Below are 13425 nucleotides of genomic sequence, written 5' to 3'. Positions count from 1 at the left end.
AATTTTAAGCATTCGATTTCTTTAAATATCTGTTCTCATATATTGTCATCATAAATGCTAAACCACATAAAATGACGAAGCCGCCAGTCATTGGTATTAATGTACCGTCATATAATTGCCCAATAATAGATGCAAGAATAAGTGACAAAACAGAAGATGCTGCACCAATAATGGCCGATGCCATACCAGCAACATGTCCCATCGGTTCCATTGCAATTGCGTTTAAATTTCCAAATAAAGTTCCAAATAATAAAAATAAAATGCAGGCATAAAGCATAAACATCCAGAATGAAACAGCCACACCTAAAAGTTGAATTCCTAAGAAAACTAAAGAAATTAAGCACAAACCTAGAAAGCCATAAATACAGATTGGACGCATACCAAACTTCATAACAATTTTAGAGTTTGTAAATGAAGCGACTCCCATTACACCTGCAAGCACAGCAAAATAAGCACTAAACTCTTGCCCTGTTTTCCCAAACTGCTGCATAAAAATTTGCTGAGAAGTACCTAAGTAACCAATGAATCCACCAAAGCAAAAACCTGCACATAGCAAATAGCTCATGGTGGTTTTATTACTTACAACTTCTTTAAAACCTTCCCGAAATGCTTGTAGACGCATAGGTAAACGATTTTCGGAAAGCAACGTCTCTTCCAAACGTAAAGCAACCCATGCCCCCACAACTGTGGCATAGACCATATATAAAACAAAGATCTCACGCCAACCAAAGAAATGGATAATGAGCTGTCCCAAACTTGGTGCAATTGCTGGGGCAACCATAAACACCATCATAATTAAAGACATGATGCGGGCCATTTGAGCCCCACTGTATTTATCCCTAACAATTGAAATAGAAGCCACGTAAGGACCTGATACACCAACCCCTTGAATAAAACGTCCAACTAAAAACCATTCAAAACTTTGTGTGGTAAAGCACAACAAACTTCCAAGAAAGTAAATAACAATTCCTGTGAATAAAATACGTTTACGGCCAATCGCATCGGATAGAGGGCCAGCAATCAATTGACCAATCGTCATACCAGAAAAAATACCGATAATGACCCACTGTGTCTGATTATTATTTTTTAAATCAAAAACTCGTCCGATTTCGCCCAAAGCAGGTAGGACTGCATCTATTGAAAAAGAAACAATAGACATGAGCAATGCCATTAGTAATGCAAATTCATGGAAATGGATTTTTGATTTCATTTTTCTTCTCTGCTATTTATTAATATCGTACTACATACAAATAAGCCACCTTACGGTGGCTTATTTCAACTTTTATATTAACCGATAAACTTACGTGCATTACGGAACATACGTAACCATGCACCATCTTCAGTCCATTCTTCTGGACTCCAAGAGTGTTGAATTGCACGGAATGTACGCTCTGGGTGCGGCATCATGATCGTTGCACGACCATCTTTAGATGTTACACCAGTAATCGCTTCCGGCGAACCATTCGGGTTCAATGGATAATGTTGAGTCGGGTTACCATGGCTATCAACATAACGCAAAGCCACTTGGTTAGCTGCATTCAAGCCTGCAATATCAGCTTCACTCGCAACTGCACGACCTTCACCGTGTGCTACAGCAATCGGTAAAATCGAACCTTCCATTCCATTAAGCAATACAGAAACAGATTTTTCAACACGAACGTTTACACTACGAGCTTCAAAAACCTCTGACATATTGCGGTGGAAACGTGGCCAATGTTCAGCACCTGGAATAAGTGGCGCTAATTGTGACAACATTTGGCAACCATTACAGATACCTAAGCTGAACGTATCTTCACGATGGAAGAACTGTTCAAACTGATCACGTAATTTCGCATTGAACAATACAGATTTTGCCCAACCACCACCAGCACCCATTACGTCACCGTAAGAGAAACCACCACAAGTTACTAAACCTTCAAAATCACTTAGACTAACGCGACCAGCAAGTAAATCACTCATGTGCACGTCAACGGTATTGAAACCAACCTTATCAAAGGCTGCTGCCATTTCAATATGACCGTTTACACCTTGCTCACGCAAGATCGCCATATTAGGACGACGTGTGTTAATGAACGGTGCTTCAATAGGTTCATTCAAGTCAAATGTTGGTTTAGCAATTAAGCCTTGATGTGATTTATCTGCAATTAAAGCAAATTCTTGGTCAGCAGTTTCTACGTTATCACGTAAACGTTGGATCTGATGAGATACCTCAGACCAAGCTTGTTGCAATTCTGCACGCTCTAAAGTCAAACCATTTACAGATAATTGATCTGTGTTGTTTACACGACCAACTACAGCAATTGCATCTTTCAAGCTAGATGCAGCAACTTCTGCTTGTAAAGCGTTCCAATCAGTTGCCTTAATTTGAAGAACTGCACCAATTTCTTCAGCAAATAAACTTGCTGGAGTTTGGTCTTCTAATGCAACACCTAAACGTGCAGCGAACATCATTTCAGCAACAGTTGCGAGTAAACCACCATCACCGATGTCATGGTAAGCTTGAATCAAGCCACGGTTGTTCCAATCTTGAATTAAAGCAAAGAACGCTTTGAAATCATCAAAACTATCAACGTCTGGAGTGATTGAACCGATTGCTTTATATACTTGCGCAAGAATCGAACCACCTAAACGGAACTGGCCTTTAGACAAATCAATACGTACAAGTACTGAATCTTCTAAATTCTTAAGTTCAGGTGTTAAAGTTTTACGAACATCTGTTACTGGAGCAAATGCAGTAATTACACCTGTCATTGGAGATGTTACAGCTTTGTCTTCACCGTTTTCGTTCCAAGTAGTACGCATTGAAAGCGAGTCTTTACCTACAGGAATCGCAATTCCTAAAGCAGGACACATTTCCATACCAATCGCTTTCACACCTTCAAACAATGCTTGGTCTTCACCTTTTTGACCAGCAGCAGCCATCCAGTTTGCAGAAAGTTTGATATCGCTAATTTGTTCAATGTTTGCACATGCAATATTAGTAATTGCTTCAGCAACTGCCAAACGAGCAGATGCTGCTGGATTTAACAATGCTACTGGCGGACGTTCACCCATCGCCATTGCTTCACCAGTGAAGCCTTGTAAGCTTGTCGTCGTTACTGCTGCATCCGCAACAGGAATCTGCCAACGACCAACCATTTGATCACGTGCAACCATACCTGTAATTGAGCGGTCACCAATGGTGATCAAGAATGATTTAGAAGCAACTGTAGGATTTTTCAATACACGGAAAATCGCATCTTTCAAATCAACTTTTGAAGCGTCAAACTCGTTACCTTTACGCTCAATTGTTTCATAAGAACGTTGCATGCGCGGTGTACCACCAAGCATTACTTGCATTGGGATATCAACTGCATTGTTCTGGAACAATGGATCTTCAACAGTTAAATGACGAGCTTCAGTTGCTTCACCTAACACGGCAAATGGACAACGTTCACGAGCACAGATTGATTCGAACTGTTCTAAAGACTCTGGACGAATTGCAAGAACATAACGCTCTTGTGCTTCATTTGACCAGATTTCCATTGGGCTCATGCCCGGTTCTAATGAAGGAATCTTACGAAGGTTAAGAACTGCACCCAACTCATGGTCATTCACAAGTTCAGGCATAGCATTTGATAGACCACCCGCACCAACGTCGTGTACAGAAACGATTGGGTTGAAGTCTTCTAAGCGCCAGCATGTATCGATCACTTCTTGACAACGGCGTTCCATTTCTGGGTTTTCACGTTGTACAGAAGCGAAATCAAGGCTTTCACCCATTGTACCGCTGTCTACAGAAGATGCTGCACCGCCGCCAAGACCGATTAACATTGCAGGGCCACCCAATACAATGAGCAAGTCACCTGGTTGAATCGCATCTTTTTCTACATGGTCAGGACGAATGTTACCGTAACCACCAGCGATCATGATTGGCTTATGGAAGCCCTTCACTTCACCATTTACATTTTGTTCGAAAGTACGGAAATAACCATTTAATGCAGGACGACCGAATTCGTTGTTAAATGCCGCGCCACCTAATGGACCTTCAATCATGATTTGTAATGGCGATGCCATACGTGAAGGTTTACCGTAGTTTTCTTCCCACGGTTGTTCAAAACCAGGAATATTTAAGTTAGAAACTGTAAAGCCCGTTAAACCAGCTTTTGGTTTACCACCACGACCAGTTGCACCTTCATCACGGATTTCACCGCCTGAACCAGTTGCAGCACCAGCAAATGGAGAAATTGCTGTTGGGTGGTTATGAGTTTCAACCTTCATTAAAATATGAGCTGCTTGGCTCTTATATTTATAAACAAAGTGACCATTTTCATCCGCTTTTGGATAAAAACGCATCGTGTCATAACCCACAATTACAGAAGCATTATCTTTGTATGCAGATAAAACGTCAGTTGGTGATTCTTTGTAAGTGTTTTTAATCATCTGGAACAATGATAATGGTTGTTTTTCACCATCAATTGTCCATTCAGAACCGAAGATTTTATGACGACAGTGTTCAGAGTTCGCCTGTGCAAACATCATCAATTCGATATCATTTGGATTACGACCAAGCTTACCGAATGCTTCTGTTAAATAATCAATTTCTTGTTCAGATAACGCAAAACCGAACTCATTGTTCGCTTTAACCAAAGCTTCTTTGCCTTGGCCCAAGATATCAATTGAATTTAATGGTTTTGGAGCTGTTTCTGAAAATAATGCTTTTGCATCTTCAATTTGAGCAAAAACTGTTTCTGTCATACGGTCATGAAGTACTTGTTTAACTTCATGAGTAATTTCAGTAACACCCTTTAACGTGAATAAAAGACCACGTTCTAAACGGTGTACTGGTGTATTACAGTTTTTGAAAATATCAGTTGCTTTAGAAGACCAAGGTGAAATAGTACCCACACGTGGTGTAACTAAAATCTGAATCTCATCACTTGCAGATTGACGAAGTTCAAAAGACTCACCGTCATTCAATAATTGCAAAGCAGATTGATGTTGCTGCTCGTTGAGCGCTTGATCAAACAAATAGACCCATTGGCTGTCAAAAGATTGAACAGAACTAATTGACGATAAACGTGTTAATAGTTGAGCTTTCTTAAAAGAAGAATGTGCTGCTGCACCGGCCACGATAAACATGTTGATTTTGGCTCCACGGGCAGGTCTTGTGAACCTTACCGCAATGTGACTTTAGAGAGAGCGCATATTCTACTGCTTCTTGCTAAAATCAGCTAGATGTAGAATCAGTATTCTGTAACCTAATTCTGCAAGAAGTGATTTGTTTTTTGTTCAAAATCATTTTTTTAGTCATTCTTGCTAAAAATAAATTGTTGCATGTTTATTCAATAACATAATAAAACCCGAACTAAGACAAACTATGTCGCACCAAGCTAGTGCTTTTAAGTTTTTTTTGGCATGATCAGGTTTTATAGTTTTGAATAATGATAAATGGAACAAATGCGTTGGTTAGAACTGCTGTCTGCAGTTCGTTTAGGTAGCAAAAAAAGTAGTACAGAACTGGCTCGTAGCCCATTCCATAAAGATTATGACCGCATTATATTTTCTCAAAGTTTTCGTCAGTTAAACCGTAAGACGCAAGTTCACCCTCTAGCACAGCATGATGGCATTCATACCCGCTTAACTCACTCCCTTGAGGTTTCCTGCATTGGTCGCTCAATGGGCATGCTTGCCGCAGAAAAAATAAAAGACGAATTACCCGTTTGGATTTCACCTGCCGATGTCGGGGCAATTATTCAGGCAGCTTGTCTGGCCCACGATATAGGTAATCCCCCTTTCGGACATGCGGGTGAATACGCAATTCGCGAATGGTTCGATGATGCTTCACATGATGATTTTTTGAAAAAACTAAGCCCCGAAGAAGAAGCTGATGTTCGTCAGTTTGAAGGTAATGCTCAAGGATTACGTTTATTAAGTCGCATTGACTATCATCCAAATGATGGCGGTATGCGCTTAACCTATGCAACATTAGGTGCTTATTTAAAGTATCCATGGCTTTCAAAAACCATTGCATCACAAGGTGATCGCCCTTCTCATCAACGAGCAAAGTTTGGTTGTTATCAATCTGAAAAAGAAATTTTAAAACAGATTGCTGAACAGCTCGGCCTTATTCAGTTAGGCGAATATCATTATTGCCGTCACCCACTCACTTATTTGTTAGAAGCTGCGGATGACATTTGCTATGCCTTAATTGACTTAGAAGATGGCATTATCTTAAATATGCTGAGTTACCAAGAAGTTGAACCAATATTCCTAAATCTTATTGCCGACTATGGTCAACCTGAAGAGTTGTCTCATCCAAACAGTACATGGCAACAAAAGATCTCAGCATTACGTGGTCGAGTCATGAAACGTCTTGTTGATGAAGTCACTACGGCTTTTGCTAAAAATCACTATGAAATCATTACAGGTCAGCTTAAAGGCAATCTTTTGCAATATTGTTCGCCAGATATTGCGATTGGTATCGAAACTGCCAAAAATCTGGCACGTGATAAAATTTTTGAGCACCCACAAAAGTCGGGTTTAGAAATTATTGCACATCAGAGTTTACAAACGATTTTGGATGCATTTGTACCACTCACAACGCCGCATAAATCTTTAAGCTTTAAAGAACAACGTTTAATGTCTATCCTTAACCTATACGGCGCTAACTTTAGCAATAATCACTACAGCAATATCATGCAAGTCCTCGATATTATCAGTAAGTTCTCAGATCATCAGGCTTATAGCTTGGCGCAAGAGTTACAAGGCAATAAAATAGGTTTGTTTTAATGAATCGATTTATTGATGAAGGAATAAGTGGTTTATCTCTTCTCAAACCCGAAATTTGGGTGCATTGCCCAAAATGTCAAAAGCTCGCAAAAATTATCGAGATAAAGGAGCGGGAATTGGAAACTGTAAGGGTCTTTTGTACTCATTGTACATATCGTAAAACCTTACAGCATATTCACATCCAAACTTATGACTACATGAGTTATTACTTTAATTTAAATGAAAATATGGCTGAATGGAGTGGTGCATGTGAAGTCAAAATAAATGCGAAATGTATAATATGTAAGGAAGGAAAATACAAATATCTTAGGCAATATGCCCGTAAATCACTTATTCCAAGAGAAATAGTTATAAGCTGTAATTTCTGCTTACGAGAAAATAGGTTTGATGACTCTACCTATACTTTAAGAAAAATCAGTTACTCTAAAGTTGGCTTTGATCCCTATTATGCATATCGATTGTTTTTAAATATAGCCGTTCGACAAGGACAAATTTGTGTTTACAACCCCACTCATTTAGAAATATTAAAAAAATTTATTCAAGCCGATCTAAGAGAACGTAAATTTCCAAATTATAATCGTAGTTATTTTTCACGCTTACCAGCATGGATAAAATCCACACGAAATCGAAAAGAAATTTTAAAAGCCATTTTGCGTTTAGAACAAATGGCATCTACTATTCAACCATTAACAAATAAGTGAAAGATTCAATGATCGGATGTTTAATTGGCGAAGTGTTTGCCTTAGAAGCCCCTACTGTCTTACTAAATGTAAACGGTGTGGGTTATGAAATTGATACGCCACTTTCAACATTTTGCCAATTACAAAAGGGCCAGAAAGTTACGCTATGGACGCATTTGGTTGTTCGTGAAGATGCACAGCAGCTCTACGGTTTTAGCGATGCTCAAGAAAAAACAATTTTCCGTACCTTATTAAAAGTAAACGGTGTTGGTCCGAAAATGGCATTGGGTATTTTATCGACACTAAGCGTTGAGTTATTGGTTCACACCATTGAACATGATGATATAAATACGCTGGTCAAAGTTCCAGGTGTAGGCAAAAAAACGGCTGAACGTTTAATGATCGAACTTCGTGACCGTTTCAAAACATTAGCTCAAGGCACTTCAACTGCGGCGACCATACCTCAAATTCAATTTGCTGCAAACTCTCCTGTCGCAGAAGCAGAAGCTGCGTTGCAATCTTTAGGTTATAAGCCACTTGAAGCACAAAAAGCTGTTGCAGCGGTTAAAGCCGATTACACAGAATCAGCCGATATTATTCGCGCTGCTCTCAAATCCATGATGAAGTAAAACACTTATGCAAGACCGTCTAATCAGTGGAACAGAAAAACCTGAAGATCATTTTGATCGGGCTATTCGACCAACTTCTCTTGCCGACTATATTGGGCAACCAGTCGTACGCGAGCAAATGGAAATTTTCATTGGCGCTGCTCGTGGTCGTGGTGAAGCTCTCGACCACACACTGATTTTTGGTCCGCCCGGCTTAGGTAAAACCACACTAGCTAATATTATTGCACGTGAAATGGGTGGCAACCTCAAATCGACTTCAGGGCCTGTCTTGGAACGTGCAGGCGATTTAGCGGCAATGCTCACCAATCTTGAAGAAGGCGATGTTTTATTTATTGATGAAATTCATCGTCTTTCACCAGTGATTGAAGAAATTCTGTATCCAGCGATGGAAGATTACCAACTTGACATCATGATTGGTGAAGGCCCTGCTGCTCGTTCAATTAAACTCGATTTACCGCCTTTTACACTTGTCGCTGCCACCACACGTGCGGGCTTACTGACCTCACCACTACGTGATCGCTTCGGTATTGTGCAACGTCTTGAGTTTTACTCTGTAGAAGACTTGACTCACATTGTGTCGCGCTCTGCAAACTTAATGGATGTACCCATTACAGTTGAAGGCGCAGAAGAAGTAGCACGCCGATCACGCGGAACACCTCGTATCGCCAACCGTTTATTACGACGTGTTCGTGACTATGCCCAAGTGAAAGGCACAGGCGAAGTGACCCATGAAATGGCACAGCGTGCGCTTGATATGCTCAATGTTGATAAAGCTGGCCTAGATACCCTAGACCGACGTTATTTGAGCATGCTACTCGAGCGTTTTGATGGTGGCCCTGCTGGAGTTGAAGCGCTTGCAGCAGCGATGGCTGAAGACAGCGGTACGCTTGAAGACGTGATTGAACCTTATTTAATTCAACAAGGTTATGTCATGCGTACTGCACGAGGTCGGATTGCAACCAACCAATCTTATTTACAGTTTGGAATGACACCGCCTGAGCCTAAAAACTAATCAAAGGAAGAGAATTTTTCTCTTCCTTTTTTAATTTAATCTCTCTATCCAATTAAAATAATAATTGTCTTATCAATAAATTAGTCACTCTATACCTTTTAAGTCTTTCTTTATACCTTATTGATTTTTTAATATTTTTAAAAACTGAATTATAAGAAATCTAGATAGCAAATCTTATGAACAATAATATTTTTAGGATAAGGATATGTACAAAAAAGCCGCTTTGATTTTTCCACTCGCTTTAATGAGCCAGCTGAGCCTAGCAGATTGGGTAAAAGATGCTGCACAACAAAATGAAAATCAGGTGATTCAATTAAGACAACATATTCATGAGCATCCTGAACTTGGCAATATGGAATTTAAAACATCTGCACTAGTTCAAAAAGAATTAAAGTCCTATGGCATTCAAGTTAAAACAGGTTATGCGAAAACAGGCGTTATTGGTATTTTAAAAGGGAATAAACCCGGCCCTATTATTGCGCTTAGAGCCGACATGGATGCGCTACCTATGGAAGAAAAAAGTGGTGTTCCCTTTGCGAGTAAACAAAAAGCAATTTATCAAGGAAAAGAAACTTACGTAATGCATGCATGTGGACATGATGCACACACTGCAATGTTATTAGGTGCAGCAAAAATTCTGGCTGCGAATAAAGATAAAATATCGGGTACCGTTGTCTTTGTTTTTCAACCCGCTGAAGAAGGGGGAGCAGATATAGACAACTTTACGCAAGGTGATCAAATCGGCTCAAGAAAAATGATCGCAGATGGCGCATTTAGAGATTATAAACCCGAGGCTATTTTTGGAATGCATGTCATATCTGGTATGCAAAGTGGGCACCTTTATTATAAAGATGGTGCCATTTTAAATAGTGCAGATCACTTGCGTATTCAGGTCAACGGTAAGCAAGTTCACGGCTCAACCCCTTGGTTAGGTAGAGATCCGATTTATGCATCGGCACAAATGATTAATAATTTACAGAGCCTTATTAGCCGAAGAACTGATCTCACCCAAGGCATGGGCGTTGTCAGCATCGGTAACATTCAAGGTGGTACGGCAGGAAATGTGATTCCTGAACAGGTCAATATGATCGGTACTATTCGTTCTAATAACGAACAGATACGGGCAAATATCTTAAAAAGTTTACCTGCCATGATAGAGCATAACGCTCAAGCCAATGACGTCACCGCCAAAGTTGAAATTGCTCCTTACGCTCCAGTGACCATGAATGATAAAGCGCTCACTCAGTTTATTCAGCCAACCCTAGCCAAAGTTGTTGGCGATTCAAAACTCCATGTTTTAGATCATAATGCAAGCGCAAGTGAAGATTTTGCCTATTATGGCAAGTTAATGCCGTCATTCTTTGTTTTCTTGGGTGCAACACCAGAAAATCAAGACTTAACTCAGGCGGCACCAAATCATAGCCCTTATTTTATTGTAGATAACAAGGCCTTAAAAACTGGGACCGAGCTACATGTAAGATTCGTATTAGATTATCCGAATATATCAAAACAAGTTCAAACAGCATGGAAGCCCTCTTAACTTAAAAAGCTTGCTAGCCATAAGATATAGCGTTTTTAGATTAGAAATACAGCAACCGCAATTGAAAGGTTGTGCCATAGGACTTAGTATGCAATCTGCTAAACTGCCCCGTATTTAAAAGCAGATGTATGGCTGTTGAATAGAGCTGATGTTTTATTCAAAGCCATATTTTAAATATAAAGCTCTATAGTGAACTAAAACGGAATACTCTCATGGCGAATCATTTTGAATTCAACATTCGTGTTTATATTGAAGATACGGACGCAGGTGGTATTGTTTACCATGCCAACCATATTCGCTATATGGAACGTACCCGTACTGAATGGCTCCGTGCTTCTGGCGTTGATCATTACTGGCATCAAAAAGACTACAACTTTGTCGTACACAAAATTGACGTAAAATACATGCGTCCTATTTTAATGGATGATTTAATTACTGTTACAGCACGTGTAGTTTCATGTAAAGCTGCGTCATTTGTGTTGCAACAAAATATTTATCGTGGTGAAATCTTGCTTGCTTCTGGTGAGGTTGAGTTGGCATGTTTAAGTAAAGAACTTGTAGCTCGTCGTCTTCCAGAAGAAATACGTGATCTTATTCGTAAAGAATTGGAACAAGACTAAAAAAACAACCGGCATATGTAACCTATGGCAACAAACATTGAATCAACCCTGCATATTTCTGACCTTATTTTACAAGCAAGTCCAGTCGTTCAGTTGGTCATGCTAATTTTATTGTTAGCATCGATCTTTAGTTGGTATCTGATTGCCAAGTTACATATGAGTTATAAAAAAGCACATCAAGACGATGAACATTTCCAAAAAATGTTCTGGTCTGGTGCTGAACTCAATACACTTTATAACAATGCCCAACTCAACTCAAAGCGCTCTGGGCTTGAAGATATTTTTTATCAAGGGTTGAGCGAATTTTTTAAACTCAAAAAGCGTCAGGCTCCTGTTTCACAAACAATTGAAGGCACTGAACGTATTTTGCGTGTAGGTTTGAGTCGTGATCAGAGCCATTTAGAATACGGCTTAGGTACTTTAGCAAGTATCGGTTCTGTAGCACCGTACATCGGTCTATTCGGTACTGTTTGGGGTATTATGAATGCCTTTATCGGTTTAGCTGCGGTTGATCAGGTAACTCTAGCAACTGTTGCACCGGGTATTGCCGAAGCACTTATTGCAACTGCAATTGGTTTGTTTGCCGCAATTCCTGCTGTATTAGCTTTTAACCACTTCACTGCTAAAAGTGAAAGTGTTTATTCTGATCGCGCTTTATTTGCTGAAGAGATGATTGCTTTATTGCAACGTCAATCTGTGGGTTCATCACAGGAAGATGCATAATGGCAATTCAGCGTTCAGGGCGCTTTGAGCGCATAAAAAAACCATTAAAAAGTGATATGAACGTCGTACCTTATATTGACGTTATGCTCGTGCTTTTGGTTATTTTTATGGTAACCGCCCCTATGATTACCAGTGGTATCAAGGTCGATTTACCTCAAGCAAATAACCATCCAATCGAATCAAAAGATATGCCAGCCATGGTAACAATTGGCAAAGATGGCAATATTTATCTTCAGTATGAAGATTACAAAGATAATGAACCATTATCTCGTGAAAAGCTTGAAGAAGTTTTAAGCGATGCTCAAAAACAAGCTGAACAAGAAAATAAACAACTCACAGTTTTAGTCAATGGTGATAAGTCTCGTCCTTATGGGGAAGTCGTATCATTGATGGCGAGTTTACAAGAAGCAGGTTTAACTCAAGTTGGCCTTCTGACAGAGCCTTTAAAATAAGCTATGAACAAAAATCAAAAGCCGCCCTTTAAACAAAATGCGATTGCATTGAGCTTTACACTCGGAGTTCATGCAATTGCCATTGTTGGCTTGCTTTTTTTAGGCTTGAGTAAACCACCTGAACAGCCAAAAAAGCTAACAACTATTTTAGTTAAGCCAGAAGATTTACCTCCTCCTTTAGCAAAAGAAGTTGAACAAGAGACTACAGCTACCAATGAAGCAAAAGAGGTATTAGCCCCTATTGTGGATGAAACGCTTCCTCAAAATCTTCCGACTACGCCACCTCCTCCAACAGCTCAACAACTTGCTGCCCAACAGCAAAAAGCAGAACAGGCACAACAAGCTAAGTTAGCTGAGCAAAAACGTAAAGCTGAAGAAGCTGCAAAAGTGAAACAGGCAGCGGAACAGCAACGTAAAGAGGAAATACAAAAACAGCAAGCTGAAGCTAAAGCAAAATCAGAAGCCGAACAAAAGCGTAAGGCCGAACAAACGGCAAAAGCTGATGCTGAAGCTAAAGCCAGCCAAAAAGCTGCTGAAGACGCTAAACGTAAAAAAGCTGAAGCAGATGCAAAATTAAAACGTGAAGCTCAAAAGGCTGAAAACGCTAAACTTCAAGCACAACAAGAAGCTAAGCGAAAAGCCGAAGCTGATGCTAAGGCTAAGGCTAAGCAACAAAAAGCTGCTGACGATGCTAAACGTAAAGCTGAAGCAGATGCTAGAGCGAAACAGCAAAAAGCTGCCGATGACGCTAAACGCAAAGCTGAAGCTGCTGCTAGAGCTAAGCAGCAAAAGTCTGCTGATGATGCTAAACGTAAAGCGGAAGCCGATGCGAAAGCTAAACAGCAAAAAGCTGATGATGCTAAGCGTAAAGCTGAGGCCGATGCAAAAGCTAAGCAACAAAAAGCTGATGATGCTAAACGTAAAGCTGAGGCTGATGCTAAAGCTAAGCAACAAAAAGCTGCTGACGATGCTAAACGCAAAGCTGAGGCTGATGCTAA

The 13425-nt window shown here is 40.0% G+C and carries 11 protein-coding genes; 9 read left to right on the top strand and 2 right to left on the bottom strand.

The genetic code is table 11. The features are described from left to right. Positions 1-4: 4 nt before the first annotated feature. Together RMB06_RS04750 and purL are read right to left on the bottom strand one after the other, a co-directional pair. Positions 5-1210 (bottom strand): multidrug effflux MFS transporter, encoded by a 1206-nt coding sequence (locus tag RMB06_RS04750; RefSeq protein WP_311078585.1) that lies wholly within the window; start codon positions 1208-1210, stop codon positions 5-7. A 77-nt stretch (positions 1211-1287) separates the two neighbouring features. Continuing rightward, entirely contained in the window at positions 1288-5121 is a 3834-nt protein-coding gene (gene purL / locus RMB06_RS04745; RefSeq protein ID WP_311078583.1) for a phosphoribosylformylglycinamidine synthase, read from the bottom strand. A 309-nt stretch (positions 5122-5430) separates the two neighbouring features. Here purL and RMB06_RS04740 point away from each other — a divergent pair, with 309 nt between their 5' ends. The 9 genes from RMB06_RS04740 to tolA form a co-directional block, all read left to right on the top strand. Continuing rightward, positions 5431-6771, top strand: a complete 1341-nt coding sequence (locus RMB06_RS04740; RefSeq protein WP_233732999.1) for a deoxyguanosinetriphosphate triphosphohydrolase — start codon at positions 5431-5433, stop codon at positions 6769-6771. Then, the gene (locus RMB06_RS04735; protein ID WP_311078581.1) at positions 6771-7472 is read left to right on the top strand and encodes a hypothetical protein; all 702 of its coding nucleotides are present in this window, start codon (positions 6771-6773) and stop codon (positions 7470-7472) included. The genes RMB06_RS04740 and RMB06_RS04735 overlap by 1 nt, the downstream gene beginning before the upstream one ends. Positions 7473-7480: 8 nt before the next feature. Then, positions 7481-8080 (top strand): Holliday junction branch migration protein RuvA, encoded by a 600-nt coding sequence (ruvA, locus tag RMB06_RS04730; protein ID WP_075383485.1) that lies wholly within the window; start codon positions 7481-7483, stop codon positions 8078-8080. 7 nt (positions 8081-8087) lie between these two features. Next, complete coding sequence (gene ruvB, locus RMB06_RS04725) at positions 8088-9092, top strand: Holliday junction branch migration DNA helicase RuvB (protein WP_002052424.1); 1005 nt, start codon at positions 8088-8090, stop codon at positions 9090-9092. 205 nt (positions 9093-9297) lie between these two features. Further along, on the top strand, positions 9298-10632 hold the full coding sequence (locus RMB06_RS04720) for a M20 family metallopeptidase (protein ID WP_311078580.1): 1335 nt from the start codon (positions 9298-9300) through the stop codon (positions 10630-10632). Between the two features lie 212 nt (positions 10633-10844). Continuing rightward, positions 10845-11252, top strand: a complete 408-nt coding sequence (gene ybgC, locus RMB06_RS04715) for a tol-pal system-associated acyl-CoA thioesterase (RefSeq protein WP_004699892.1) — start codon at positions 10845-10847, stop codon at positions 11250-11252. A 24-nt stretch (positions 11253-11276) separates the two neighbouring features. Further along, on the top strand, positions 11277-11975 hold the full coding sequence (gene tolQ / locus RMB06_RS04710; protein WP_016140259.1) for a protein TolQ: 699 nt from the start codon (positions 11277-11279) through the stop codon (positions 11973-11975). Next, on the top strand, positions 11975-12427 hold the full coding sequence (tolR, locus tag RMB06_RS04705) for a protein TolR (protein ID WP_005067772.1): 453 nt from the start codon (positions 11975-11977) through the stop codon (positions 12425-12427). Before tolQ ends, tolR begins: the two co-directional genes overlap by 1 nt. Before the next feature lie 3 nt (positions 12428-12430). Next, positions 12431-13425, top strand: a 995-nt coding sequence (gene tolA, locus RMB06_RS04700; protein ID WP_311078577.1) for a cell envelope integrity protein TolA, incomplete at its 3' end; no start/stop codon positions are given.

Origin of the sequence: Acinetobacter sp. V104_13 (assembly GCF_031798995.1) — a bacterium.
Taxonomy (GTDB): domain Bacteria; phylum Pseudomonadota; class Gammaproteobacteria; order Pseudomonadales; family Moraxellaceae; genus Acinetobacter; species Acinetobacter pittii.
This window is presented reverse-complemented; position numbering and strand designations above follow the sequence as displayed.

Coding starts and splice junctions, on each gene's coding strand:
- RMB06_RS04750 (WP_311078585.1), bottom strand. CDS start 1,210: ATGAAATCAAAAATCCATTTCCATGAATTTGCATTACTAATGGCATTG.
- purL (WP_311078583.1), bottom strand. CDS start 5,121: ATGTTTATCGTGGCCGGTGCAGCAGCACATTCTTCTTTTAAGAAAGCT.
- RMB06_RS04740 (WP_233732999.1), top strand. CDS start 5,431: ATGGAACAAATGCGTTGGTTAGAACTGCTGTCTGCAGTTCGTTTAGGT.
- RMB06_RS04735 (WP_311078581.1), top strand. CDS start 6,771: ATGAATCGATTTATTGATGAAGGAATAAGTGGTTTATCTCTTCTCAAA.
- ruvA (WP_075383485.1), top strand. CDS start 7,481: ATGATCGGATGTTTAATTGGCGAAGTGTTTGCCTTAGAAGCCCCTACT.
- ruvB (WP_002052424.1), top strand. CDS start 8,088: ATGCAAGACCGTCTAATCAGTGGAACAGAAAAACCTGAAGATCATTTT.
- RMB06_RS04720 (WP_311078580.1), top strand. CDS start 9,298: ATGTACAAAAAAGCCGCTTTGATTTTTCCACTCGCTTTAATGAGCCAG.
- ybgC (WP_004699892.1), top strand. CDS start 10,845: ATGGCGAATCATTTTGAATTCAACATTCGTGTTTATATTGAAGATACG.
- tolQ (WP_016140259.1), top strand. CDS start 11,277: ATGGCAACAAACATTGAATCAACCCTGCATATTTCTGACCTTATTTTA.
- tolR (WP_005067772.1), top strand. CDS start 11,975: ATGGCAATTCAGCGTTCAGGGCGCTTTGAGCGCATAAAAAAACCATTA.